This is a genomic window from Streptomyces sp. NPDC012835 (assembly GCF_042900885.1).
Classification (GTDB): Bacteria; Actinomycetota; Actinomycetes; order Streptomycetales; family Streptomycetaceae; genus Streptomyces.
On the sequence record NZ_JBIBBW010000008.1, the window covers coordinates 23329 to 47991 of the forward strand.

Here is a 24663-nt window from a genome sequence, read left to right on the forward strand (position 1 = left end):
GCGGGAGTATGACGTCGCTCGGTGTTTCAGTGCCCTGTCCGGTCCGGCGTCAGCGCGTTCATTCCCGGCGGGAATCGGAAATTCCCGGTACGACGGGACGCCGACGGCAGTCGTCGCCGCGAGTTGCCTGCCCAGGACGATCAATCGCGTGGATCATCTCACCGGTCGCTATTACCTGTCTGACCACGCTCTGTGTGAGTTGTGTCCAGCAGGATTCGGCTGATGCCGTCGGTCATGCGGCTGTAGGGGTTGAGGCCGCTCAGCTCGACAGCGCTGGTCGCCACGCCGGTGAAGGCTCGCCTGACGGCCAGGCCCTCGGTCGGGGGGAGCTCGTAGGTGGCGAAGAGAGCCTGGGTGGTGTCCATGGCCAGCTGCTCGTCGGCCCGTTCCGCCGGGTGCGGCGTGCCGTCATCGTCATTCACTACGCAGTGCAGCCAGATTCGTTCGATGAGTTCCCTCAATGTACCGAGGTGTTGGCGTGAGGGGGCGTGGTCTGCCACGGCGGCTGTGAGAACTGTGTCGAAGACGTCGCCCCATCGCTTCGCGAGGGTGGGCAGGGACTGGTTGGGAGCGTTGTCGCAGTCGACCAGAAGCGACGTGATGATGGTTTCGCATCGGTCGCGGTCACGGGCAGCCGTGTCGCCTGGGAGGCTGCGTCGTGCCGCGCGCCGGGCGAGGTGGGCTGCCCACCTCGCGGGCATGCGGTGTGCTGCTTCGGCCGGCTTCCACAGGGGTTTCCAGGCGTCGGAGTGCAGGAGGTTTCCTGGTTGCAGCGTGGTGGAGGCCACGGCTTGCAGCCTGGTGCCTGGTGGCCGCTGTGCATAGGCCCGCTGGATTTCGCCGCCTGCGGCCGACAGGCTCTGCAGTTGCCTGCGCATCTGGTAGCGAGTGGTCAGCAGGTAGAACAGGCAGTCGCCCATGGCGAGTTCGGCTGCTTCCTCGTGTCCGCTCGCACCGCAATCGCATCGGAGGACATCATCGGTAACGCGTGCGAGGGCGTCTCCGTAGCCGTAGACGGCGTGTGCTCCCTCGGACGCCAGTGCGAGGAGCACCTCGTTGAAGGATTCTCCGTTGGCGCAGTCAGGCACGATGTCGACGATCTCGTTGTAGCGGATGGCACAGTCGAGGGCACGTTTGATGGCCCCGCAGTGGTCGGCCGGTGTGAAGGTGCCCAGTTCGTCGGTGGTGTGGCGGTATCCAGGTGCGCTCATGGGCAGGCGGTGGTAGGGAACCATGGCGGCGTCCCACCACCGTGCCCGCATGTATTCCTGGGGTGTCACCGGTCCGCCTGCGGCGTCGACGAATCCGTTCAGGTCCGTGATGCGGCTGGTCGCTGTCGTTGTGACGTCCCGGGCCCTGATGACGGCGTCCACGAGCACCGTGTCCCGCAGGGCTTGGGTGACGGATTCCCCTGCGAGGCAGGCAAGTCCCTCGCTGGCTGCCGCCGCGTAGGCGGCGTGGCCGCCGCCTCCGGCGTCGTCCCGAGCGGAGACGTAGTCGACGGCCATCATCAGGCATGAGGTGGAACCGCACAGGTCGAGTGTCCGGCCGTCTACGCGGATGAAGGCGGCGGCGAACCACAGCAGGATGAAGTCGCGCAGGGCCATCGGCGCGGCCTGGAGGCGATTTTCGGCGTGGCGTACGCAGTATTCGTCCAGGATCCTGGGCACTTCACCGCCTTTCCTGGGGACTGCTTCTATCAGGGCTGCCAGGCTGTCCTTCCGCGGTGTCCACAGTCCGTCCTGGATCTGTGCGGCTGTGACCTGAGCCGTTGCCAGCAGCGGGCTTTCCATCACGCTCTGGATGACTTCGGGGGCGAAGGCCGCGCTCAGGACCTGGCGGGCTGCACGGTCTCCTGCCTCGTAGCGTGGGACCTCCGCTGAGCGGTAGGGTTCGTAGACCGGCTCTTGGACCATGTAGATGGGGAGTTCTTGGGCGTGCCGTATCCGGGACGTCGCGTCCGGCGCGGGGTGCAGGGCTGTTTCCATCTGCGTGAGGCGCTCGGCACATCCACGACCAGTTGTGAGTCCGCAGTCGGTGGCGTCCCAAATATTCGTGATGTGCTCTCCCTGGGCCCGTAGGTGGCGTACGTGCTCCGGGCCGGGGATCGTCACCGATTGTGGTCCTGAAGGCATGCTGTGGTTCCTTCCTCGATATTGGCTGGATGATTCGGTGCTCTGGGCATGGGGACTTGTGTTCTCAGCAGGCCGGGTGCCGGATCGGCGTGCTGGAAAAGGGGACGCGGTGTCGCGGGTCGTTATGGCTAACCGGCCGTCGGGTCGTTTCCCGGTTGCGTGCGCAGGTTGCGGCGGAGTTCTTTGGGCAGTGAGAAGGTGATGGGTTCGTCGGCGGTCTTGACCGTCTCCACGTCCGAGTAGCCGCGCTTCGCCAGCCATTCCAGGACGCCGTCCACCAGTATCTCCGGGGCCGAGGCGCCGGAGGTCAGGCCGACCGTGGTGACGTCCTTAAGCCAGGCTTCGTCGATTTCGTCGGCGCGGTCCACCAGGTAGGCGGTGTCCGCGCCGGCGCCGAGGGCGGCCTCGACCATGCGCTGGGAGTTCGAGGAGTTGCGGGAGCCGACGACGATGACCAGCTGGGCGTCTTCGGCGAGCTTCTTGACCGCGGTCTGGCGGTTCTGGGTGGCGTAGCAGATGTCGTCGCTGGGCGGCGAGAGCAGGTGGGGGAATCTGGTCTTCAGTGCGTCGACCGTTTCCATCGTCTCGTCCACGGAGAGGGTGGTCTGGGAGAGCCAGACGACCTTCGACTCGTCGCGGACTTCGACATTGGCAGCGTCCGCGGGGCCGTCGATCAGTGTGATGCGGTCGGGGGCCTGACCGTAGGTGCCGGTGACTTCCTCGTGGCCCTCGTGGCCGATCAGGAGGATGTCGTAGTCCTGGTTCGCGTATCGGATCGCTTCTTTGTGGACCTTGGTGACCAGTGGGCAGGTCGCGTCGATCGTGGCGAGTTGGCGTTCGGCTGCCTGCGCGTGCACGGTCGGGGCTACGCCGTGCGCCGAGAGCACGACGATGGAGCCCTCGGGGATCTCCTCCGTCTGCTCGACGAAGATGGCGCCTTTGCGTTCCAGGGTCTGCACGACGTACTTGTTGTGGACGATCTCGTGGCGGACGTAGACCGGGGCTCCGTACAGCTCCAGGGCCTTTTCGACGGTGGCCACGGCACGGTCCACGCCGGCGCACCAGCCTCGCGGGGATGCGAGCAGTACCCGCTTCGCGGCCGGGGCGGGGTGGGCTTGGGGCGGGGTTGCGGTGTTCATGTGGTCCTCCATACGGCCTGGTGGGCCATGTGTCGGAGGCTGGTGCGGGTATCGGCGGGGACAGAGGCTGCGGCCAGGGCGGACGAGGCGCGCGCGTACCGTTCGCGGATCATCTTCTCGACGGTGTCCGGGGCTCCGGAGGCGGTGATGATGGTCCGTGCGATGTGTGCTTGTTCTTCGGTGAGGGTGGGGCATCCCACGAGCAGGCGCAGCTGGTCGGCCTGGGCGCGGGGGGCGTGGTGCAGGGTGAGGGCGATCAGGCAGGTGTGCTTGCCTTCGCGCAGGTCGTCCAGGGCGGGTTTCCCGGTCTCGTCCGGATGGCCGTAGACCCCGAGGAGATCGTCGCGCAGTTGGAAGGCTTCTCCCAGTGGCACGGCGAACGCGCTGAGTTGGGTGAGGAGGGTGTCGGGGGCGCCGGCGAGGGCGGCTCCGATGTGCAGGGGGCGTTCGATGGTGTATTTGGCGGTCTTGTAGCGGATGATGCGCAGGGCGCGCCTGACGTCGGAGGTGGGGTGGCTGGTGGCGGTCAGATCGAGGTATTGGCCGTACAGCACCTCGTTGCGCATGGTGTCGATCAAGGGGAGGACTTGGGTGCGCTGTCTCGTGTCCAGAGCTGTCTCGGGGGCGTGCAGGAGTTCGTCGGACCAGATCAGGGCGAGGTCGCCCATGAGGATGGCGGCGGCGGTGCCGATGTCGGTGGCTGCCTGCCGGGTGCGGTCCTTGCTGTGGTGGGCGGCCAGGGCGCGGTGCATGGCAGGCCGGCCGCGGCGGGTGGCGGAGTGGTCCATCACATCGTCATGGACCAGGCAGAAGGTGTGGAACATTTCCAGTGCGGCTCCGACCCGTGCCGCCTGATCCGTGTTGCCTGTTCCTCCTGCGGCGTGCCACCCCTGCACGCAGAGCAGCGGGCGGATGTGTTTGCCGCCGGCGTTGAGGAAATCTCCGATGTACTGGGCGAGTTCCTCAGGGAAGGCGCCGGTCCTGGCTGTGGTGATCTTGTTGTCGACGAAGTCGTTCAGGATCTGTGAGACGTGCTGGCGCACCTGGTTTTTCTGGAAGGTGTCCGAGTCGTGGGAGGAGTGGGCGGGGGTGGGGTGGATTCCGGTGGAAGGGGTCATGACTGATCATCTGTTTCGTCGTCGCAGGGGGCGGTGAGCGCGAGGGCTTCGTCCATCAATGCCTCGACGATCTTCGATTCCGGTACGGTGCGCAGGATGTGGCCTTGTCGGTAGATCTGGCCTTTGCCGTTGCCGCAGGAGACGCCGAGGTCGGCTTCGCGGGATTCGCCGGGGCCGTTGACGACGCAGCCCATGACGGCGATGCGCAGGGGGTGGGGGAAGCCGTCGAAGGCGGCTTCGACTCGGCTGGCGAGTTTGTGGATGTCGACTTGGAGGCGGCCGCAGCCGGGGCAGGAGACGATTTCGAGTTTGCGCGGTCGCAGGCCGAGTGAGGCGAGGATGTGGCAGCCGGCCTTGACCTGCTGCACCGGGTTGTCGGAGAGGGAGACGCGGATGGTGTCCCCGATGCCCTCGCCGAGGAGGATGCCGAAGGCGACGGCGGATTTGATGGCTCCTTGGAAGGCGGGGCCGGCTTCGGTGACTCCGAGGTGGAGGGGGTAGTCGCATTGTGCGGCCAGGAGCCGGTTCGCGGCGATCATCGTGAGCGGGTCGTGGTGCTTGACCGCGATCTTGAGGTCGGTGAAGCCGTGTTCTTCGAAGAGGGAGCACTCCCGCAGGGCGGATTCCACCAGCGCGTCAGGAGTGGCGGCGCCGTGCTTGGCGAGCAGGCGCGGGTCGAGGGAGCCCGCGTTGACGCCGATCCGGATCGGCACCCCGGCCGCGGAAGCCGCTTCGGCGATCTCGCCCACTTTGTCGTCGAACTTCTTGATGTTGCCGGGGTTGACGCGGACGGCGGCGCAGCCGGCGTCGATGGCGGCGAAGACGTAGCGGGGCTGGAAGTGGATGTCGGCGATCACCGGCAGTTTGGACTTGGCGACGATACGCGGGAGGGCGTCGGCGTCGTCTTGGGAGGGGACGGCGACGCGGATGATGTCGCAGCCGGCGGCGGTGACTTCGGCGATCTGCTGGAGGGTGGCGTCGACGTCGGCGGTGAGGGTGGTGGTCATGGTCTGGACGGAGACCGGTGCGCCGCCGCCGACGGTCACGCTCCCCACTTGGATGGGGCGGGTGCGGCGGCGCACCGGGGTCTTCGGGACCGTAGGCAGGCCCGGTTCCGTGGTGGCCATCACGCCTCCTGCGAATCGGCCGTGGTGATGGGGTGGGCGGGTAGGTGTGGCCGTGGCTGGTGCCGGGCGCGGTGTGCGGCGAGGGCGGCGGTGGCGATGCCGGGTCCGTCGAGGCCGGCCTGGGCGAGCAGGGCATCGCGCGTGCCGTGGGGTATGAATGCGGTGGGCAGGCCGAGGGTGACCACGGGGGTGGTGACGGCTGCGTCTTGGCATGCTTGGGCGAGTGCGGTGCCCATGCCGCCGGTGCGCAGGCCGTCCTCCACGGTCACCACTGTCTGGTGACGGGCAGCCAGCGTGGGCAGTGCGGGGGTGATCGGCAGGATCCAGCGGGGGTCGACGACCGTGACTCCCAGACCTTGTTCCTCCAGGGCGGTCGCCGCTTCCAGGGCGGGGTCGGTGAGCGGGCCTGCGGGAACGAGGAGGACATCGAGGGGGCCGGAGCGGGTCCGGTGCATGATGTCCATGCCGTCCATCCGTGCCAGGGCGGGGACTGCGGGGCCGGCTGTGGCTTTGGGGAGGCGCAGCATCGTCGGCCCGTTCCGGTGAGCGATCGCTTCGCGCAGCAGCTCGGCCAGTTGTTCTGTGTCGCGTGGTGCGGCGATCCGTAGCCCTGGCACCGCGGAGAGCAGGCTCAGGTCCCACATGCCGTGATGGCTGGGGCCGTCAGGCCCGGTGATGCCGGCCCGGTCCAACACGAACGTCACCCCCAGCCCGTGGAGTGCCACATCCATCAGCACTTGATCGAACGCCCGGTTCAGGAACGTCGCGTAGATCGCCACGACGGGTTGGTAGCCGCCCATGGCCAGTCCTGCGGCGGAGGTGACGGCGTGCTGTTCGGCGATCCCGACATCGAACACCCGCTCGGGGAATTTCTCCCGCATCGGGTGCAGGCCGGTCGGCCGTAACATCGATGCCGTGATCGCCACGACCTCATCGTGTTCGGCCGCGATCTCGGCCAGGTGCTGCCCGAACACGCTCGTCCATGACCGTCCGGAGGATCCGGCGGGGCGGCCGGTTGCCGGAGCGACGATGCCTACCGCGTGGAGACGGTCCGCCTCATCCGCCTCGGCAGGCCGATAGCCCCGGCCTTTCACCGTCACCACGTGCACCACCACCGGGCGGCATGTGGCACGTGCCGTACGCAGCGCGGTCTCGATCGCCGTGGTGTCGTGGCCGTCCACCGGACCGACGTAGGTGAAACCCAAATCGGTGAACAGGTTCCGCGCTGCGGTGGTGCCGGTCTGTTTGAGCGTGGTCAGGTGGTCGGCGAGTGCACCGCTGGTGGGGGCGTAGGAGCGGCCATTGTCATTGAGGACCACCGTCACCGGCCGGGTGCTGCCGCCGATGTTGTTCAGCGCTTCCCATCCCATACCTCCGGTCAGTGCCCCGTCCCCGATCACCGCGATCACCGCCCGGTCGTTTGCGCCGCTCAGGGCGCGGGCCTTGGCGAGACCGTCTGCGTATGACAGGGCGGTGGAAGCGTGCGAGTTCTCCACCACATCATGCGGCGACTCCGAATGGGACGGATACCCGGTCATGCCTCCGGCCCGGCGCAGGGAATCGAAATCTTTCTGACGTCCGGTCAGCAGCTTGTGCACATACGCCTGGTGGCCAATGTCGAACACGATCGTGTCTCGGGGTGAGTTGAACACCCGGTGCAGTGCCAGGGTGAGTTCCACCATTCCCAGGTTCGGGCCCAGGTGTCCGCCCGAGGCACACACCTTCTCCACCAGGAACTCTCTGATCTCCGCTGCCAGCAGGGGCAGTTGCTCAGGTGGCAGAACGCGCAGGACTTCCGGGTCTGTGACCGTGTCCAATAACGAACTGGTACTGGTCCGCGTCGTCATGAGAGAAAACACATCCTCGAACAAGGAGAGGGAGGGCCATGCTCGACACGGCCGACGGGCCGGTCGTGTCGTGTGCCGTTCCGGAGCGCGGCCCTGAATGCCGCTAGGCAGCCGACGGCGGGTGACAGCGCCGTCTACCGGAGGCGTCGTTTCCAGTGGACGGCGCCCGGCACCGGAATGGAACCTCTCGGGAAAGATCCATCCGTGCACGCGTTGAACGCTTGTGCGGGATTTCACAAGCCCCCGGTGTCGCCCCTGACGGCGCTCGGTCTCTGGCAGCCAGGCCGAACGCGAGATGCTGTTGCCAGCGCCCGGCAGCAGCGGCAGCGGCTGCTGCTGCTGCCGGGCGGCCGGGTTCCTGCCGCCCTTCAGCCGCGGCGTGGCGGTGTAACCGGGCAGCTGGGCGAAGAACTTCTGCTTCGCGGCCTTGTTCGTTCAACGCCTCCACGGTGTCCTTCAGGTGCGGGCTGTTGCCGGGGCGGGTCCACCACCGGTACGGCGAACGCACCCGACGCCTCCCCCACCGTGCGCGACAGGAAGTCCCGCCCACGGTCCACTCGCACGGGCCCTGGCAGACCGCCGGGCGGGCCGTGCTCACCCTCACGCGAGACCGGATCCCGCAACGCCACCAGCGCCGGCTCCCGGGAAGGGACCTGAGCGGTCACCGCGAACCCGCAGATCACCCGCGTCGGCGGTCGATGGACCAGGTTACCCACGGACGCCCCGCACGGCCGTCGTTGTCCGCCTCGACCTTCACCTGGACGTGGTCGGTCCCCCGTATGTCATCACGGTGGCCGGCAGGCCGCTCAAGAAACATGTCATGATCCCGGCGGGCGGCCTCACCACCGCGTATCCCCGCCCGCAGCCCCCGCGGCACATCCCGCTCCCCTGCCCCGGTACAGCGTTGCCGGCGACGGCACCGCCTCACCGCCGGCCGCGGCCGCCTCGGCCGTCAGCTCCCGGTGCACCGCCGGCACGCTCCCCCGGTGGAACGCAAGCCGACGGGGCCAACTTCGGCGTGCAGGTGAACCGGCAGCGCTCAGCCCTCTGCCAGCGGCCGTCCTCACGCGTCACCGCCAGCCACCGGCGCACCGAGCGCTGGACACCGCCAGCGTCTCAGCGGCCATCCCCCGATGACCGGCCGTCAGTTCTCCCCGCGGTTCAAGCGCCGACAACCAGACGCACCGCGACCGGCCGCAACGCCTCAGCACCCGCCGCAGCCCTCACCAACACGCTCCCCCACCGCAACGGGCACCCGTAGCCCACCGAAAACGATCAAGGAGGGAGACCACTCCAGTGGAGCCTTCAGCCTGATGACCCAGCCAGTTCCCTACTGGGGCGGCAGCTCTGTGAGATGCGGGTCTTCCGGGCCTCCGTACTGCTGCGGTGTGTTGGCCTTCGTGCTCGGTGGCAACGGGCAGCGCTGGATGCGTATTCCGGTTTCCTGCTTCGGTGGCTGCGGCGTGGCCGGGTAGGGCGGCGTGGCCGGGTAGGACGGTGTGGGGGTGTTAGGGGGTGAGTGATGTTTCGGTCCGGTTGTCGGGTGTGGTGGTGCGTTCGCGGCGGGCGGCGAGGATGCAGTAGGCGAGGCCGGCGAGGCAGACGGCGGCGTTGGCGATGGAGAAGTAGCTGAAGGCCGGTGCGAGGCCGGTGTGGGGGATGACGGCGCCGATGCCGAGGCTGGCGGCGGTTGTGCCGAAGTAGCACAGGATGAAGAAGACCGATATGGCTGCGCCTCGGGTCGCGGCGGGTTGGTGGACGGCGATGATCTGGGTGGCGCCTTGCAGGGCGAGTCCTTGGCCGATGCCGATGAAGACGGTGGCGATGAGGATGACGCCGAGGTTGGCGAAGGCCGCGGTGACGCCCAGGGCCAGGGAGCCGACGAGCAGCCAGACGAGGCCCTGGGCGGTGACGGTGGTGTCGCTGCGGTTGATGCGCAGGGCGCCGAAGACGGCGGAGAGTACGAAGCATATGGAGACGACGGCGCCTTCGATCAGGCCGTTTTCGACCATGATGACGCGGTGGATGACGACGGTGCCGAGGGAGGCGAGCAGGCCGCCGGCGACGAAGGCTCCGAAGCCGGCGAGGATGGCGCCGGGTGATGCCAGGCCGGTGAACATGCTGGTGAGTACGGTGCGTGGTTTGATGCGTTGGCGTTCGGTGTCTTGGGTGCGTCCGGCGCCCCGGGTGCGCATGAACGGCATGATGGCCAGTGTGACGATGATCTGGATGACCCAGACGAGTCGGCCGCCCCAGGGTGCTGTCTGCAGGAGCAGGCCGCTCCAGACGGGGCCCGCGGCGAGACCGATGGCGTTGGCGGATGTGGTGGCGCGGCCGACCAGTTTGCCGGATTGGGAGAGGTCGAGCTGGGCGAGGACGACCGGTACGACGCCGGTGAACACGCCGAGCACGATGCCCTGGAGGAGGTGTCCGCCGTAGAGTTGCCAGGGGTGTTGTGCGATCAGGAAGAGGATGTCGGCGGCTATGGACAGGCCGCATGCCCAGACCAGTACTGTTCGGTATCCGGCGATGAGGGGCATCAGTGTCAGGCCGATCATGACGCCGGCGACGTATGCGGCGAACAGCAGGCTGACGGTGGTGGAGTCGATGCCCATGGTCGACTGGTAGAGCGGGTAGAGCGGGGCGGGTAATCCGCTGGGCATGTGCAGCAGGGCCAGGCCTGCCGCGAGCAGCAGGGCTGCTCGCATGGCCTTTTTCTCCTCGGCCATGGTGATGCCTTTCGAATTCGTGGCAGGTGACCGGTGCGTGGGCGGGTGGGGGGTCCGACGGACCGCCGGGCGCCTGGGCGGGTTCGGCTTTGGTTGAAAGGCGCGGGGCCGGTCCGTCGGGGGTGCCTTATGGCACGTCCACTCCGGTGTTTCCCTGCTCGTTCGGATTGGCCCAGCTCCGCTCCAGGACGCTGCGGCATCCGCATTCGGTGTCGTCGTCCAGTGCGGCGACGGTCGAACGCACCATGCTCTGTACGCGGTCGATGTTCTGGTTGAAATAGGTGACGACGTCCTGGTGCCGGACCGGCAGGTCGCCGCTCTCCGGTGCGAGTTCTTCGGAGATGACGCCGTAGTCGGTGCAGAAGGAGAGGTTGACGTAGCACATTTCGAGTTCGCGGGCGACGCTGGCCTCGGTCGATTGGGTCATGTTGATGACATCGACCCCCCAGGAGTTGTAGAGGCGGCTTTCGGCCTTTGTCTGGAACCGTGGTCCGTTGATGATGAGGGCGGTGGCGTTGGGGTGGACGATCTCGGGTGTGCCGGCCAGGGCGTTGTTCGCCAGTGATCGCAGTCGGCCGCAGTAGGGTTCGGCGAGGTCGGCGTGTGCGCCGTTGGGGCGATCGAAGATCGTCCATTGCCGGCCCCAGGTGAGGTCGATGAACTGGTCGATGAGCAGGAAGTGTCCTTTGGACACCTTCGCGGAGAGGCTGCCCACGACGTTGAACCCGAGGATCTGGCGTGCGCCCAGCATCTTGAGTGCTGCCACGTTGGCCGGATAGGGCACTCGGTGCGGGGAGTGCTGGTGGTGAAGGCCGTGGCGCGGTATGAAACCGATTCGCTTGCCTTCCCAGGTGGCGAGGGTGACCGGTGCGCTCGGGTCGCCGTAGGGAGTTTTGACTATCTCCTCGCCGGCGTTTTCGAAGAACTTGTAGAAACCAGTTCCTCCGATGATTCCCAGGTCAATCACATGGACTCCCGAATGGTGGAGATTGCAGTGCAGCGGAGTTGTGCTCGCCGAGGCGATCAGCGACCGTACCTGTACTATTTCCACCCGCGTCTGGGCGACGCCCATCCTAGGCAGCGGCAATCGCAATGTTCAACAGTGCTTTCAAGGTCATCTCGGGTCCGGGGGCTTTGATAAGTGGCCCTGTGTCCGGTTTTGTCGGGCCCCGGCGGGGGGGGTGGGGTGCAGGGGTGTTGTGCGGGCCCGGCCTGGGGGTGGCTGTTCCGGGGACGGCCGATGCGTGGGCTCCGTGTGGGTGCGTGGGTGCGTGGGTGCGTGGCCGTGTGGATGTGGGTGTGCGGGGGCGTGGCCGTGTGGGTGCGTGGGGGGCGTGTTCGTGTGTTCGGCGGGCGGGCGAAGCGGGTGTGGGGGGTGCGGGGCGGGCGAAGCCGATGTGTGTGGGGCGGGTCGGGGCGGGCGGTGCGGGGGCCGAACGGGGCGCTCTCGGGGCGTGGTTGCACGTGGGTCGGGGCGCAGGCTAGCCTCCCGGGCGGAGACCGTGGGCGCGGGATCTTCCTTACGTTGCGCGCCTTGCGCCGTAGGACGCCGTGTCAGGGGGCCCGTGAAGAAGATGCCTGCCGAGCGACCCGGGATCTCGGTCATCGTGCCGACGTTCAACCGGTGTGAGCACCTGGCCGCCACGCTGGCCAGTCTCGCGGCGCAGACGCTGCCGCGCGACCGGTTCGAGGTGATCGTCTGCGACGACGGTTCGACCGATGACACCTACGAGGTCTGTCTCCGGTTCCGCGACGAGCTGCGGCTGCGCTACCGCTACCAGGAGGACTTGGGCTTCCGTGCGGCGGCGGCGCGCAACGGGGGTGCCCGTGTGGCGGCGGCCGAGGTCCTGCTCTTCCTGGACACCGGCACACTCGCCGGGCCGGATCTGCTCGCCGGGCATCTGGCCGCGCACGAGGCCGCTCCCCCGGCCGGCCTGGCGGTGGCCGGCTACACCTACTGCTATCACCCCTACGGTTCGCCGCCGGGGCTGGCGGGACTGCTGGAGGCCCATTCGCCCGCCGAGGTGGTGCGCCGTCACGGTGAGGACGCCGCGTTCCAGGACTGGCGCCATGACGAGCTGGTCCGGCTCGGTTTCGACCTCGGCCGGCACGGGCTTCCCTGGATCATGTTCTGGTCGATGAACTGCTCTGTCTCCGCGCGGGAGTTCTGGCGTGCGGGCGGGTTCTGCGAGTCCTTCGACCGCTGGGGTGTGGAGGACATGGAGTTCGGTTTCCGTCTGGTGCGCGGTGGTGTGCCCCTCGCCTTCAGCCGCCGCGCCTGGGCCCTGGAGTCGCCGCACCCCCGTGACGCGGAGGGGAACGCGGCGAGCAACCGTCTCAACCTCGCCAAGCTGCTGGATCTGCACCGTGAGCCGCTGATCGAGCTGACGTGGGCGGTGTTCACGCAGGACGAGATCTGGCCGCTGGAGACCGACCACCGCGAGCTGGTGGAGTGGACGGCCCGGGCGCGCGGCCTGCGCGTCCGGGACGAACTGGAGCGGGCCGCCGAGGAGTTGCGGGATGTGCCGCCCGGGCGGATCGCTGTCTTCGGGTGCGGGGACGACGTGCCGGCGGCGCTGGCCGGAGCCGTACTGTTCGACTTCGACGAGGAAGTCGTCGGCCGGCTGAACGCCTCGGGGCTGGAGGCGCGCGCGGCGATCGGACTGCGGGTCGCGCTGCCGGCGGAATCGATGGCTGCGGTCGTGGTGACCAGCCGGCTGAGCGGGCTGGCCGACCGGTGGGCCGGCCGTATCGCCGAGGAGGCACGGCGCGTCGGCGGCCGGCTCTGGACGGCGTCCGGCCGGGCCCCCGGTCCGGTGGCGGGCGCGGTGGCAGGTGCGGTGGCGGGTGTGGTGGACACGCACGGGACACACGGAGGTCAGGTCTGATGCCGGATACGCCGAATCTTCCGCCCGCGGGGTACTACGCCTCCCTCGCCACGCATTACGCGGCGGCCGAGGCGCTCGTGGAGGATCCGCGGGGCCGGGTGCTGCTGGTGAAGCCGACCTACCGGCCGGACTGGAGCCTGCCCGGCGGCATGGTGGAGGACGGTGAGGAGCCGCACGCCGCCTGTGCCAGGGAGGCCGAGGAGGAACTCGGTCTGGTGCTGGCCGTGGGGCGCATGCTGGCCGTGGACTGGGCGCCGGCCGAGGGCATCCGGCCGCGGCCGATGGCGCTCTATGTTTTCGACTGCGGCACGCTCGGCGAGGATCCGGCGGTTGTTCTGCCGCCCGAGGAGATCGAGGACTGGTGCTTCGTCGAGCCCGACCGGGCGGGCTCCCTGCTCACCGCCGGGAACAACGCCCGTATGCACGCGGCGCGTCACGCGCGGGCGCGGGGGGTCGCGCATTACGTGCCGCGGATGGCGTAGGGCGCGAGCGTCCGCGGGGCCCGGTGCTGGGCGCGGTACCACCGTAGGGTCTCGGCGATGCCGTCGCGCAGGGGGCGGGGGGTGAAGTCGATCAGGCGGTTCATGGTCGTGACGTCGAGGACACGGCCCCCGGGCTGCGGGTGGTCGACGGCGACCGTGTCGATCCGTTCCGGGGTGCCCAGCAGGTCGAAGATGAGCCTGGCCAGGTCCGTCATGGTGATGGTCTCCGCCGTACCGATGGTGACGACGTGTTCGTGGTCCTGCGCGGCGATCTGCAGGGTCGCGCGGACGGCGTCGGCGGCGTGGATGAAGGTGCGGATCTGGCTGCCGTCGCCCCATACTTCGACCGCGTCGCCGGCGAGTATCCGGGTGAGCATGGCGGGGATCACCCGTGCGGTGCTGTCGAAGCGGTCGCGGGGGCCGTAGACGTTGGTGAAGCGGGGTACGAAGACCCGGGTGCCGTACTGGGTGCGGTGCAGGTCCGCCAGGAACTCGGTGAACAGTTTCGACCGCGTGTATCCGTCCGCGGACCGCCCCGGTACGAACGGGCCGGCCGGTGTTTCGGGGCGCAGCGCCGTCTCCGCCGAGCCCGCCATCACGACGGTCGGTATCTCCGCGTCCCGCGCGGCGTTGAGGATGTGTGCCGCCAGACGGACGTTGACGTCCAGGATCTGCGCCGAGTGCCGTCGTTTGAATTCCGCGTTGCCGTCCATTCCCGCGCAGTGGAAGACCGCGTCGACGCGGGGGGCGGCCTCGCGCAGGGCGGCCCGCAGGCGGGCTCCTTCCAGAAGGTCGAGTTCCAGGACGCGCAGCCTGCCGGTTCCGGGCAGCCAGGCGCAGCGTCGTGGGTCGGCGTGGCGGGTGGTGGCGGTCACGTGTGCGCCGTGGGTGAGGAGTTCTTCGACGAAGTGGGAGCCCAGGGACCCCAGGCCGCCGGTCACCAGAGCGTGTTTCCCTTTCCATGGGCTGTCCATCGTTTTTCTCCGGAGTGTGAGCAGGGGCAGGGGCGGGGGCATGGGCGGGGGCATGGGCGGGGGCATGGGCGGGGGCAGGGGTGTGATCGGGGGTGGGTGGGTGGTGGGGGCCGGCGGGCGGGGGGTGTTTCCCGCCGGGTGAGTGGGGTGGTGCGGTGGGTGGGGTGGTGCGGGTGGGCCCCGGGCGGGTCACTGGTGGGGGGGCCTGGTGGGGGGTACCACGCCGATGACGGCTGCTTCCTGGGAGCGGGCCAGGCGGCGGCCGAGGTTGCCGGCGGCGGGGTCGAGGAGTTGGGAGACCGCTGCGGCGAGGGTCTCGACGACGGGAACGCCGAGTTCCTCGAAGTGTTCGCGGGCGTGCAGGGCGTCCGCGCCCGGGTGGTAGAGCAGGCAGTGCGCTCCGCATACTTGCGCGGCGCGGGCGTCGTCGACGCTGTCGCCGACGACCACGGCTCGTTCGGCGTCGATGCCTTGCCGTTCGAGGTGTTCGGCGAGGTGGGGTGCCTTACGGGTGAGGGTGCCGACGGCTCCGTCGACACGGGTGAAGAAGGCGGCGATGCCCGCGTTCTCGACCAGGGGGACGAGCCGGTCGTGGGGGTGCATGGACAGCAGTGACTGCTGCCGGTTCGCCGCGCGCCATCGTGACATGGCCGCGATGGAGTCGACGGTGAGCGCGACTTTTTCCCGGTAGCGCTGGTAGGCGTCCTGGAAGCATTCGTTGAGCCGGTTCTGTTCGTCGTCGGTGAGGGTGCGCCCGGCCAGCCGGTTGTAGAACTCGGGTATGGGCTGGGTGTGTTTGCTCTGGTAGTCGGCGATGGTGATGGGGGGCATTCCGCACTGGGTGAACGCGTCGATGGTCGCGTCGATCAGGGCGCGGCTGTCGTTGAAGAGGGTGCCGTTCCAGTCCCAGACGATGTGGCGTACGAAGGGGGCTTCCATGGTGGTCCCTCGGGGTGTGGGCCGGTCCGGGGCGGGCCGGGCGGGATGTGCGGGGGCTGGCGGGTTGGTGGGTTGGTGGGTTGGTGGGTTGGTGGGCGGTCGAGGCCGGTGCGGCGGTTTTCTTTCTGGTCAGGCGGTCTTCCGGCGGGTGGCGGTCACCGCTTCCAGCAGGTCCGCCACGCCGTGGTGGTCGTTGCCGGGGACGATGATGTCGGCGGCGTCCAGGACGCGCGGGTGTGCGTTGCCGACGGCGGCCGCCACGGTGGGCAGGGCCATCATCGGCAGGTCGTTGGGCATGTCCCCGACGACGGCGACGGCGGTGAGGGGCAGTCCGGCGGCGGCGGCGATGGCGGTGACGGCCCGGCCTTTTGTGGCCCGGGCGTCGGATATCTCCAGGAAGCGCTGGGTGGAGTACGTCACGAGGTACTGCTCGCCGAGCGCGGCGGAGACCGCCGGGGCCAGTTCCTCGGCGGTCGAGGTGGGGTGGGCCAAGAGGATTTTGAGGATCTGTCCGGAGGCGAGGGCGTCGCAGGCCGTGCCGGCGCACAGCCGGTTGTTCCATTCGTGGGCGAGGTCGGCGGGGAATCCGGGGTCGAGGAAGAGCCGGTTCTCGTCGACGGCGCCGAGCACGGCGTGGGGGAACCGGTCGCGCATGGTGCGGCGGACCGTGGCGGCGCGGTCGCCGTCGATGGCCCGGCGGTGCAGCAGGCGGCCGTTCTCGTCCTGTACGACGGCGCCGTTGCTGGCGGCCACGTAGCCGTGCAGGCCGGCTTCGCGCAGCAGGGTCAGGGTGTCGGCCAGGGGACGGCCGGTGACGAAGGCGGCCGCGATTCCGTGGTGTTGTGCGGTGTGGAGGGCTGTCCGGACTCGTGCGGGTATGGTGCCGGCGGAGTCGAGGAGGGTTCCGTCCAGGTCCATGGCGACCAGTTGCACCGCGGCCAGTGCGGTGGCGGGGTCGTGGGTGGCGGAGCGCCATGGGGGGTGTGCGCGGGTCCAGAGCGGGTGTGCGCGCACGTGCAGTTCGGTCAGTGTCCGGTCGGCCAGTACGGCTTCGATCCGGGCGTGGCCGGTCAGTCGTTTCGTGGGGGGCCCGGTGTGCAGGGGCAGCCACAGCCAGCCGCAGTCGAAGAGGGGGATGCCGCGGGCGGCGGGGTGGTCGGCGTGGGTGCGGGCGAGGGTGTCGGGTGAGTCGAAGAGGTCGACGGCGCAGAGTTGGTCGCCGGTGAAGGAGAGCATGGCCCGGCCGGTGAATTCGACGCGGCGGCGGTGTCCGGCCGGTGGTGGGTCCCAGTGGAGGCGGGCGGCGGCGGAGCGGGGGTCCCAGTGGGTGTGGACGTGGGTGTCGTGCGGTGGGGTGGGCGGGTGTGCGGGCTCGGCGGTTTGCTCGGTGTGGGTGTGGCCGGTCATCTGCTCCTCCTCCTTCTTCCTTCTTCTGCTGTTCCTTCTTCTGCTGTCGCTTCTTCCGTTGTCGTCTCTTCTGCTGTTGCTGCTTCTTCTGCTGTTGCTTCTTCTGCTGTCGCTTCTTCTGCTGTCGCTTCTTCTGCTGCTGTTGCTTCTTCTGTTGTTGTGCGGGGGCCGCCGGCAGGGGTGGTGTGCTGTTCGGCTGGTGCGGTCAGACGGATTGCAGGCGGTCCAGGCCGGTGACCGCCGGTGGGCCGAGTGCCGCCGGCCGTAGTTCTATTTCGGCGACGGCGATGTCGGAGGGGTTGGTGATGAGGTCGCGGACCACCCGGGCGACGGAGCCGGTGGTGATCTTCAGTGGTGAGGTGTCGCCGTCTTCGTTGGCGATCGCGCCGGGGCTGACCAGGGAGGTGCGTACGCCGTGCGGCCGTTCTTCCAGCAGGAGTATCTCGCTGAGGGCTTTGAGGGCGGCCTTGGGGGCGCAGTAGGGCAGGCCGCCTTCGAAGAAGCGGCTGCCGGCGTGGCTTCCCATCAGGACGATCGTGCCGCGGGAGCGGCGCAGCATGGGCAGTGTCTGCTGGATGAGGGCGATGGTGGAGGTGAGGTTGACGGTGAGTGCGGTGGTCCAGCGGTCGAGGTCGAGTTCGGCGATGGGGGCGTAGTAGCGGTCGACGGCGTTGGTGATCAGTGCGTCGAGGCGTCCGGTGCGGGTGAGTATGTGCTGGACGGCGGTGTGGAGGTCGGCGGGTTGGGAGAGGTCGCAGGTGATGTCTCTGGGGTCGCCGGAGGCGTTGCGGTTGAGTTGCCAGACTTCCATGCCGGCGTGGGTGAGTTCGGTGGTGATGGCGCGTCCGGTGCCGCGGTTGCCGCCGGTGACGATGGCTACGGGTGGCTGGGGGTGTGTGGTGGGGTCATCGCTGGGTGCGTGCATGGTTCAGCAGCACCTCCCATTGGGTGACGAGGTCGTTTTCGTCGGCGCCGGCGCGGAAGAGGTCTTTGTCGAGTGGCCGGCCGTTTTCGTCGCGCAGGCGCATGCAGTCGGGGGAGATTTCCGAGATGATCACGGGGGTCTGGTCGGGTGTGGTGCCCAGGACGAGGCAGAAGTCCCAGAGGTCGAGGGGGGTGAGCCATTGGGTCAGTGCGGTGTTGCAGCGCAGGGCGGTGTCGTGGAAGCGTTCGACGGGGACGCCGTGGGCGCGCAGGTAGTCCTCGGCGATGGGCTGGTCCTCGGGGTCGATGCGGAAGTCGTATTTGACGACGGGTGGTTGGAAGCGGTGTCCTTCGGGGAACAGTCCTGGGTACTTGCGGGTGGTTGAGCCGGTGGCGATGTTTTTGACGATGACTTCGAAGGGCGGGGCGGGGATGTAGTCCGCCCGGTAGGTGATGTCGTCGATGCGTTCGCGGTAGGCGGTGCGCACTCCGGCCTGTTTGAGGCGTTCGGCGGCCAGTTCGTAGAAGTCGAGGCGTTGGCGGCCGGTTTCGTGGAAGATTTCGTCGCGTTGGTGGGTGAAGCTGCGGAGGCTGGGGATCAGTTCGACGACGCATGTTCCGTCGTCGAGGAGCCACAGGCGTTTGCTGCGTCCTTCGATGTCGGGCGGGTTCGTCTTGAGGGCGGTGCCGGGCTGGGGTGTGGTGCGGGGGGTCATGTCCGGGGTTGTCCTTCCGAGGGGGTGTCAGTGGGGCAGTGCTTGCCAGTGGGTGTGGGGGGTGTGGGGTGTGTGGGCGGGGGTGCGGTCCGGGTCGCGGCGCCAGGGGGCGGGCAGGTGTGATACGTCGCCCAGTCCGTGGAGGGTGGTGGTGTGCGGGGTGATGGTCAGCCAGGAGACCGATGCGACGGTGATGCCGGCGATGTCGCGGTAGCGGGCGGGCGGGATGCCGAGGAAGAAGGCGAGTATCAGGCGGATGGGGGCTTTGTGGGTGACGACGGCGACGGCGGTGTGCTGGTGGGTGGCGTCGCGGACGGCTGCTACGGCGCGGGCCATTACTTCGAGGCCGGTTTCGCCGCCGGGGGGTGAGTGGTAGGCGGGGTTGTGTTCCCAGCGTTGGTGTTCGGCGGGGACGGGGACTTCGCGGGGCAGGAGGTTTTCCCAGGTGCCGAAGCGGAGTTCTCGCAGGCGGTCGTCGACGACGGTGGGGGTGCGGTGTGCCGTGGCCACGGCCTGGGCGGTGCGGCGGGCGCGGGCGGCGGGGCTGGTGATGACGGTTTCGATGCCGTGGAGGGCGTGGTGGGTGCCGGCTGCCCGGGCCATCTCCTCGCCGACGGGGGTCAGTTGTGCTTCGTGGGTGCCGCAGAACCGGCCGGTCGCGGTGCAGGGTGTCTGGCCGTGGCGGATGAGTACCAGCCGGCACACACCGGAGCCGGGGCCCGAGGCTGAGGTGGGGGCGGGGACGAGGCCGGGGACGAGGCCGGGGAGACCGGGGGCTGAACCGGGGGCGGGGGCTGAGCCCGAGGCTGAGCCGGGGCCGGGGCCGGAGGCTGGGCCGGTGACGGAGGCTGGGCCGGGGCCGGAGGCCGGGTCGGGGGTGGGGTGGTCAGTGGGCATGGTGGTCCCGGTTCGGCTGGGCGCCGGCGGAGGGCGCGGGAGCGGGGGCGCCGGCGGGGTCGAGGTCGAGGTGGATGCCCATGGTCCGGGCCAGTGCGGCCGCCACGTACTGGTCGCATTCCTCGGGCAGTTCGCGCAGCCCGGCCGGCCAGGAGGGGGCTTCCTTGACGGACAGGCACAGGGCGAGGACCTGGCTGGCGAAGGTGACGTCCATGACTTCGCTGACGTTGCCGCGTCCGGCGGCCAGGTTGGCGATGTTTCCCCCGCCGATCAGGTAGACGCGGCGGCCGTCGGCGAAGGTGAGGACCTCTGATCCGGGGTGGGCGGCCGGGGTGCGTTCCCGGGCGGTCCGGTCGAGGGCGGCGAGGTCGATCTCGTGCGGCAGGTGGCCTCCGTTGGCGAGGACGGCGCCGTTCTTCAGGAGCGCGAAGTGGTGTTCGCGCAGTACGCCGGGGGTGCCGGTGACGGTGCAGAAGAGGTCGCCGATCCGGGCGGCCTCGTTCATCGGCAGTACCTCGAATCCGTCGAGGGTGGCGATCAGCGCGCGGGTGGGCCGTACTTCGGTGACGATGACGCGGGCGCCCAGACCGCGTGCTTTGGCCGCGACGCCGGAGCCGACCCGTCCGTAGCCGGCCACGACGAAGACCTTCCCGGCCAGCATGCGCCCGGCGGCGGCCATGATGGTCTCGATCAGGGACTGGGCTGTGCCGTGCGGGTTGTCGATGACGTCCTTGCCGAATGATTCGTCGCTCTTGATGACGGGGAAGCGCAGCGGGGTGTGGCGGGTGAGGCGGTGCAGCTCGGCGAGGCCGTCGGGGGTTTTCTCGGTGGCGAGGACGGGGGCCGGCAGGTGTGCCTGGGTGGTGTGGAGTGCGGTGATGAGCAGGGCGCCCTCGTCGAGGACCATGGTGGGGCCCTGGGGCCAGGTCCGCAGTGTTTCCTCGACGCCGGCGTGCAGGTCCGCCTCGCTCATGCCGCGGGTGCCGGTGACCGGTATGCCTCTGCCGCGCATGAGGGCGGCGATCCGGTCGTCGGTGGTGCTGGTGCTGGAGGCGCACCAGGCGGTGTCGGCGCCCAGTGCGGTGAGGGTTTCGACCTGTACGGCGGTTTCCGCGGTGATGTGTCCGCACAGGGCGAGTCGCTGGCCGGCGAGGGGCTGGGTGACGTGGTGGTCTTCGCGGATGCGGGCGAGGACGGCCATCTGTTCGGTGGCCTGGGCGAGGTGGGTGGTGGTCGGGTCGGGTGTCATGCGGGCTGTTCCTCTCGCGTGCCGCCGCCGGTGGCGGGTGCCGGGAGGGCGTCGAACCGCACGCCCATGGCGGCCAGTTTGCGGCGGGCGACCTCTTCGTCCTGGGCGGCGTGGACGTCCTGGACGCCGGGCGGGTAGCGGTCGGGGTGGCGGGCGAGGTCGAGGGTGACCAGGGCCTGGTTGGCGAAGGTGACGTCCATGACTTCGCTCGGGTTGCCCTCGGCGGCGTCGAGGTTGACCAGGCCGCCGCCGGACAGCAGGTCGAGGTGGCGGCCGTCGTGCAGGTGGTGGCGCTGGACGTGGGGGCGTATCTGTGTCACCGAGCGGGTGCGGGCGGCCAGGTGTGCCAGGTTGATCTCGGTGGTGGAGTGTCCGGTGTTGCAGAGCATGGCGCCGCTGGGCAGGAGGTCCAGGTGGGGTGCGGTGAGGATGTCGGGGTGGCCGGTGGCGGTGCAGATGATGTCGGCGTGGCGGGCGGCCTGGTGCAGGGGCTGGACCTGGAAGCCGGCCACGTGGGCCCGTACGGCGGTTTGCGCGGAGCGGCATACGACGACGACTCGTGCGCCCATGCCGCGGGCGCGCAGGGCGACGCCGCGGCCGACGTGGCCGTATCCGCAGACCACGAAGCGTTTCCCGGCGAGGAAGGCGCCGGTGGCGCGCAGGATGCCGTCGAGGGTGGACTGTCCGGTGCCGTAGGTGTTGTCGACTTCCCATTTGGTGACGACGTCGTTGACCGAGACGACGGGGAAGGGGAAGGCGGTGGTGGTGGCCAGTTCGCGGATGTGGCGGGAGCCTTCGGAGGTTTTCTCGGTGGCGCCGCGCAGGTGCGGGAGCCGGTCCAGTGAGGCGGCGGCCATGTCGATGAGGCGGGCGCCGTTGTCGAGGATGAGGGTGGGGCCGTCGGGGAAGGCGTGGAAGGTTTCGGTGGCCGCTTCGTGTACCTGGGGGGTGCTCATGTGGCGCCGGCCGTAGATCTGGACGCCTTCGGCGCTCAGTGCGGCGGCGATGTCGTCCTGGGTGGAGACTTCGTCGCCGCCGGTCCAGGCGACCTGGGCGCCCGCTGCTGTGAGCAGTTGCACCAGGACGCCGGTTTCCTTGGTCAGGTGGACGGATCCGGCCAGGCGGTGGCCGGCCAGGGGCCGGTCGGCGGCGGCTTCCTGCCGGATGCCTTCCAGGACGGGCATCTGGTCGCGGGCCAGGGCCAGCGCGGCCCGGCCGCGCCGGACGAGTTCGTCGTCGGGTGTGCTCACGAGCCAGCTCATGTGCGGGCGTCCGTCAGGGCGTGGCGGCAGGGGCAGTCGAAGTCGGTGGGCAGGGCGCCGACGATGCGGCGGACCATGTCGTTGACGCGTTCGGAGTCCGCGCTGAAGGCGGCCAGGACCCCGGCGTGTGACACTTTTTCGGCCTCGGTGTCGCCGGCGACCTCGGCGGCGGCGACGTCGTAGTCGGTGATGTAGGACAGGTTCATGTAGCAGAGTTCGAGTTCGCGGGCGAGGACGACCTCGGGGTACTGGGTCATGTTGACCAGGTGCCAGCCCTGGTTGCTGAACCAGCGGCTTTCCGCGGTGGTGGAGAACCTGGGGCCTTCGATCACGACGACGGTGCCGTTGGGGTGGACGGTCGCGTCGGTGTCCTTGAGGGCTTGGGCGGACAGGTGCCGCATGCGGTCGCAGTACGGTGTGGCGGAGCTGATGTGGGCGGCCTGGTCGCCGGCGAAGAAGGTGTCCTTGCGTCGCCGGGTCCGGTCGACGAACTGGTCGGCGAGTACGAAGTCGCCTTTGCGGTAGGTGCGTTGGAGGCTGCCGACGGTGTTGAAGGCGATGACCTGGCGGACGCCGAGCTGGCGCAGGGCCCACAGGTTGGCCTGGTAGGGCAGGTCGGAGGGGAGGTAGTCGTGGTTACGGCCGTGGCGGGGCAGGAAGGCGATGTCGCGGCCTTCGACGGTGGCGATGGTGATCGGCCCGCTGGGTTTGCCGTAGGGGGTGTCGAGGATTATTTCGTTTCCGCTGTCGAGGAAGCGGTAGAAGCCGGTGCCTCCGATGAGGGCGATCGGGGCTTGCGTTCCGGGTGCGGACATGGTGCCTCCGGGTGTGAGGTACCGGCCCGGGGGGGCGGGCCGGCGTACGGGTACGGGCTGGTACGGGCTGGTGCGGGTGGGTGCGGGTGGGTGCGGGTGGGTGCGGGTGGTACGGGTGCGGTCGTACGGATTGCGCGGTGCGGTGCGGGTGTACGGCTTGCGCGGTGCGGGTGTGCGCGGTGCGGTCGTACGGGTGCGGTGCGGCTTTACGGACGTACGGGCTTGCGCTGTGCGGTACGGCTCTACGGACGTACGGGCTTGCGCTGTGCGGTACGGACGGGCGCGGTGCGGGGCGGTGCCGTGTGGTGCGGGCCGTGCGGTCCTGGTGCGGGCTTGCGGTCCGGGTGTGTACGGGCGGGTGCGGTGTGGTGCGGGTGGGTGCGGTGTGGTGCGGGCGGGTGCGGTGTGGTGCGGGTGGGTGGTCAGGGGGCGAGCAGGTCTCGGACGCGGGTGAGGAGCTGGTCGATCCGGTGTGCGCTGTGCGGGGTGGAGCGCACTTCGCCGTAGATCCGGACACCGGCTTCGGTGGTGGAGCGGCGCAGGAGCATCCACTGGTCGTCGTCGAGCCAGAACTTCACGCCGTCGATGTCGGTCGTCGCGGGGCGTGCCCCGGCCAGGCCGGCGTGGGCGAGGGCTGTGGTGCCGGCGGTGCGCAGGAAGTCCGTGTCCTGCGCGAGCACGGCGGCCGGGACACGGGATTCGAACCACTGGTGGCGGCCGATCTCCTCGCCGAGTTCGTCGAGGAGGACGCCGAGGGGGCGGGCGGTGGTGTGCAGGAGTTCGGCCAGCAGTGCCACCGCGGTGAACGGGTCACGGTCGATGCCGTGGTCGGCGAAGGCCAGGTCGCCCACGCTGCCGCCGGCCATGTCGGCGTGGCCGTCGGCCAGCAGCGGGGAGAGGAACTTGAAACCGATCGGCGTCTCGCGCACGGCGCGCCCCTGGCGGCGGGCGACCGTGCGGACGGCCGTGCCGGTGGCGACGGTCACGGCGATGCCGCCCTCGGGGTTCCCGCGCCGCAGTGCGCCGCGGGCCCGCAGGAGCAGCGCGAGCAGTTCGTGCGGCTGGACGGTGCGTCCGCGTTCGTCGATGACGAAGATCCGGTCGCCGTCGCCGTCGAGCACGATGCCGAGGTCGGCGGTGGTCTCGCGGACGGCGTCCTGGGCGCGCCGGCGGGTGAGGGCGAGGGTCGGGTCGGGTGTCAGGCCGCCGAAGTCGGGGTCGGGGGTGGCGCCGAGCAGGTGGACGCGCCAGCCGAGGTGTTCGCACAGCCGGGCCATGGGCCGGCCCGCGATGCCGCCCACGCCGTCCACCACGACGGTGCGGCGGGAGCCGGCGGCAGCGGGCAGGCGGTCCAGGACGGCGGTGATGTGGTCGCCCGTCCACCGGGTCGCGGCGTCGTGGTCGGGCGGCTCGGCGCATGGTCCCACCGGCACGGGGCCGGTGCGCGCGAGGAGTTGCTCTGCGTGGTGTTCGAGTGCGGCGGGCAGGGAGCGGCCCGGTGGCACTTTCACTTTGATGCCGTTGTGGCGGCCGGAGTTGTGGCTGGCCGTGACGAGGAACGCCACGTCGGCCCGGCCCCGGCGCAGTGCCGCCGAGGCGATCGGGGTGGGCAGGTGCGGTACGAGGCGTACGCGGTGTGCTCCGGCGTCGGTGGCGGCGGCCACGACCGCGGCGGCGCAGCGCCGGCCGTCGCGGCGGCCGTCGTGGGTCACCAGTACGGTTCCTGTCGCCTGGGCGGGTGCGAGGGCCCGCATGACGCAGTGGGTCACGAGCGCGGCGTAGGCGGGGGTGAAGGTGTCGCCGATGACGCCGCGCCAGCCGTCTGCACTGGACTTGGTGGAGGTCGCATCCGTCACTGGTCGCCCGCCGTTCCTGTCGTGTCCGTCACTGGTCGCCCGCCGTTCCTGTCAGCCGCAGCCGCCGCCTGTGTCCGTCACTGGCCGCCCGTCGTTCGTTCAGGCCGGCGGCGCCTGTCACTGGCCGCCCGCTGTTCGTTCATGCGGGCGGCGTCCGTC

19 protein-coding genes are annotated in these 24663 nt (G+C 69.6%); 2 read left to right on the forward strand and 17 right to left on the reverse strand.

Annotated elements, in window-relative coordinates; genetic code table 11:
* Positions 1–158: 158 nt before the first annotated feature.
* From ACFY6S_RS27385 to ACFY6S_RS27415, 7 genes are all read right to left on the reverse strand, one after another.
* On the reverse strand, positions 159–2135 hold the full coding sequence (locus ACFY6S_RS27385) for a hypothetical protein (protein WP_388818155.1): 1977 nt from the start codon (positions 2133–2135) through the stop codon (positions 159–161).
* Positions 2136–2263: 128 nt separating this feature from the next.
* Positions 2264–3274 carry a 4-hydroxy-3-methylbut-2-enyl diphosphate reductase gene (locus tag ACFY6S_RS27390; protein WP_388818158.1) on the reverse strand — a complete coding sequence of 337 codons (1011 nt, stop codon included), beginning with the start codon at positions 3272–3274 and terminating at the stop codon, positions 2264–2266.
* Positions 3271–4392 carry a polyprenyl synthetase family protein gene (locus tag ACFY6S_RS27395; RefSeq protein ID WP_388818162.1) on the reverse strand — a complete coding sequence of 374 codons (1122 nt, stop codon included), beginning with the start codon at positions 4390–4392 and terminating at the stop codon, positions 3271–3273. The genes ACFY6S_RS27390 and ACFY6S_RS27395 overlap by 4 nt, the downstream gene beginning before the upstream one ends.
* Positions 4389–5519 (reverse strand): flavodoxin-dependent (E)-4-hydroxy-3-methylbut-2-enyl-diphosphate synthase, encoded by a 1131-nt coding sequence (gene ispG / locus ACFY6S_RS27400; protein ID WP_388818165.1) that lies wholly within the window; start codon positions 5517–5519, stop codon positions 4389–4391. The genes ACFY6S_RS27395 and ispG overlap by 4 nt, the downstream gene beginning before the upstream one ends.
* Entirely contained in the window at positions 5519–7366 is a 1848-nt protein-coding gene (locus tag ACFY6S_RS27405) for a 1-deoxy-D-xylulose-5-phosphate synthase (protein WP_388818168.1), read from the reverse strand. The genes ispG and ACFY6S_RS27405 overlap by 1 nt, the downstream gene beginning before the upstream one ends.
* 1508 nt (positions 7367–8874) lie before the next feature.
* Entirely contained in the window at positions 8875–10095 is a 1221-nt protein-coding gene (locus ACFY6S_RS27410) for an MFS transporter (RefSeq protein WP_388818171.1), read from the reverse strand.
* 127 nt (positions 10096–10222) lie between these two features.
* The gene (locus ACFY6S_RS27415; RefSeq protein ID WP_388818174.1) at positions 10223–11062 is read right to left on the reverse strand and encodes an MTAP family purine nucleoside phosphorylase; all 840 of its coding nucleotides are present in this window, start codon (positions 11060–11062) and stop codon (positions 10223–10225) included.
* Between the two features lie 607 nt (positions 11063–11669).
* On the opposite strand from ACFY6S_RS27415, the gene ACFY6S_RS27420 reads away from it, so the two are divergent.
* Entirely contained in the window at positions 11670–12983 is a 1314-nt protein-coding gene (locus ACFY6S_RS27420; protein WP_388818177.1) for a glycosyltransferase, read from the forward strand.
* A complete protein-coding gene (locus ACFY6S_RS27425; protein ID WP_388818180.1) occupies positions 12983–13465 on the forward strand; it encodes an NUDIX domain-containing protein in 483 nt (160 codons plus the stop codon). Before ACFY6S_RS27420 ends, ACFY6S_RS27425 begins: the two co-directional genes overlap by 1 nt.
* Here the strand turns inward: ACFY6S_RS27425 and ACFY6S_RS27430 are convergent.
* The 10 genes from ACFY6S_RS27430 to ACFY6S_RS27475 form a co-directional block, all read right to left on the reverse strand.
* Positions 13444–14406, reverse strand: coding sequence for an NAD-dependent epimerase/dehydratase family protein (locus ACFY6S_RS27430; protein WP_388818183.1), 963 nt, complete (start codon positions 14404–14406; stop codon positions 13444–13446). The genes ACFY6S_RS27425 and ACFY6S_RS27430 overlap by 22 nt on opposite strands.
* Positions 14407–14628: 222 nt before the next feature.
* Complete coding sequence (locus tag ACFY6S_RS27435; protein ID WP_388818186.1) at positions 14629–15378, reverse strand: HAD family hydrolase; 750 nt, start codon at positions 15376–15378, stop codon at positions 14629–14631.
* A 129-nt stretch (positions 15379–15507) separates the two neighbouring features.
* Positions 15508–16785: an HAD family hydrolase gene (locus ACFY6S_RS27440; protein WP_388818189.1), complete on the reverse strand. Its 1278-nt coding sequence runs from the start codon at positions 16783–16785 to the stop codon at positions 15508–15510.
* A gap of 205 nt (positions 16786–16990) precedes the next feature.
* Positions 16991–17710: an SDR family NAD(P)-dependent oxidoreductase gene (locus ACFY6S_RS27445; protein WP_388818192.1), complete on the reverse strand. Its 720-nt coding sequence runs from the start codon at positions 17708–17710 to the stop codon at positions 16991–16993.
* On the reverse strand, positions 17691–18425 hold the full coding sequence (locus ACFY6S_RS27450; RefSeq protein WP_388818195.1) for a phosphoribosylaminoimidazolesuccinocarboxamide synthase: 735 nt from the start codon (positions 18423–18425) through the stop codon (positions 17691–17693). The genes ACFY6S_RS27445 and ACFY6S_RS27450 overlap by 20 nt, the downstream gene beginning before the upstream one ends.
* Positions 18426–18452: 27 nt before the next feature.
* A complete protein-coding gene (locus ACFY6S_RS27455) occupies positions 18453–19322 on the reverse strand; it encodes a histidine phosphatase family protein (RefSeq protein WP_388818198.1) in 870 nt (289 codons plus the stop codon).
* Positions 19312–20571: an adenosylhomocysteinase gene (locus ACFY6S_RS27460; RefSeq protein ID WP_388818201.1), complete on the reverse strand. Its 1260-nt coding sequence runs from the start codon at positions 20569–20571 to the stop codon at positions 19312–19314. The genes ACFY6S_RS27455 and ACFY6S_RS27460 overlap by 11 nt, the downstream gene beginning before the upstream one ends.
* Complete coding sequence (locus ACFY6S_RS27465; RefSeq protein WP_388818204.1) at positions 20568–21833, reverse strand: adenosylhomocysteinase; 1266 nt, start codon at positions 21831–21833, stop codon at positions 20568–20570. The genes ACFY6S_RS27460 and ACFY6S_RS27465 overlap by 4 nt, the downstream gene beginning before the upstream one ends.
* The gene (locus tag ACFY6S_RS27470) at positions 21830–22648 is read right to left on the reverse strand and encodes an S-methyl-5'-thioadenosine phosphorylase (RefSeq protein ID WP_388818207.1); all 819 of its coding nucleotides are present in this window, start codon (positions 22646–22648) and stop codon (positions 21830–21832) included. The genes ACFY6S_RS27465 and ACFY6S_RS27470 overlap by 4 nt, the downstream gene beginning before the upstream one ends.
* Before the next feature lie 422 nt (positions 22649–23070).
* Positions 23071–24504, reverse strand: a complete 1434-nt coding sequence (locus ACFY6S_RS27475; RefSeq protein WP_388818210.1) for a hypothetical protein — start codon at positions 24502–24504, stop codon at positions 23071–23073.
* Between the last annotated feature and the right edge of the window lie 159 nt (positions 24505–24663).

What these genes read in the sequence shown, in the direction of transcription:
- ACFY6S_RS27435 (WP_388818186.1), bottom strand. Translation starts at nt 15,378, where the DNA reads ATGGAAGCCCCCTTCGTACGCCACATCGTCTGGGACTGGAACGGCACC.
- ACFY6S_RS27390 (WP_388818158.1), bottom strand. Translation starts at nt 3,274, where the DNA reads ATGAACACCGCAACCCCGCCCCAAGCCCACCCCGCCCCGGCCGCGAAG.
- ACFY6S_RS27385 (WP_388818155.1), bottom strand. Translation starts at nt 2,135, where the DNA reads ATGCCTTCAGGACCACAATCGGTGACGATCCCCGGCCCGGAGCACGTA.
- ACFY6S_RS27395 (WP_388818162.1), bottom strand. Translation starts at nt 4,392, where the DNA reads ATGACCCCTTCCACCGGAATCCACCCCACCCCCGCCCACTCCTCCCAC.
- ACFY6S_RS27420 (WP_388818177.1), top strand. Translation starts at nt 11,670, where the DNA reads ATGCCTGCCGAGCGACCCGGGATCTCGGTCATCGTGCCGACGTTCAAC.
- ACFY6S_RS27440 (WP_388818189.1), bottom strand. Translation starts at nt 16,785, where the DNA reads ATGACCGGCCACACCCACACCGAGCAAACCGCCGAGCCCGCACACCCG.
- ACFY6S_RS27450 (WP_388818195.1), bottom strand. Translation starts at nt 18,425, where the DNA reads ATGACCCCCCGCACCACACCCCAGCCCGGCACCGCCCTCAAGACGAAC.
- ACFY6S_RS27465 (WP_388818204.1), bottom strand. Translation starts at nt 21,833, where the DNA reads ATGAGCTGGCTCGTGAGCACACCCGACGACGAACTCGTCCGGCGCGGC.
- ACFY6S_RS27470 (WP_388818207.1), bottom strand. Translation starts at nt 22,648, where the DNA reads ATGTCCGCACCCGGAACGCAAGCCCCGATCGCCCTCATCGGAGGCACC.
- ACFY6S_RS27445 (WP_388818192.1), bottom strand. Translation starts at nt 17,710, where the DNA reads ATGCACGCACCCAGCGATGACCCCACCACACACCCCCAGCCACCCGTA.
- ACFY6S_RS27460 (WP_388818201.1), bottom strand. Translation starts at nt 20,571, where the DNA reads ATGACACCCGACCCGACCACCACCCACCTCGCCCAGGCCACCGAACAG.
- ACFY6S_RS27405 (WP_388818168.1), bottom strand. Translation starts at nt 7,366, where the DNA reads ATGACGACGCGGACCAGTACCAGTTCGTTATTGGACACGGTCACAGAC.
- ACFY6S_RS27425 (WP_388818180.1), top strand. Translation starts at nt 12,983, where the DNA reads ATGCCGGATACGCCGAATCTTCCGCCCGCGGGGTACTACGCCTCCCTC.
- ACFY6S_RS27410 (WP_388818171.1), bottom strand. Translation starts at nt 10,095, where the DNA reads ATGGCCGAGGAGAAAAAGGCCATGCGAGCAGCCCTGCTGCTCGCGGCA.
- ispG (WP_388818165.1), bottom strand. Translation starts at nt 5,519, where the DNA reads ATGGCCACCACGGAACCGGGCCTGCCTACGGTCCCGAAGACCCCGGTG.
- ACFY6S_RS27455 (WP_388818198.1), bottom strand. Translation starts at nt 19,322, where the DNA reads ATGCCCACTGACCACCCCACCCCCGACCCGGCCTCCGGCCCCGGCCCA.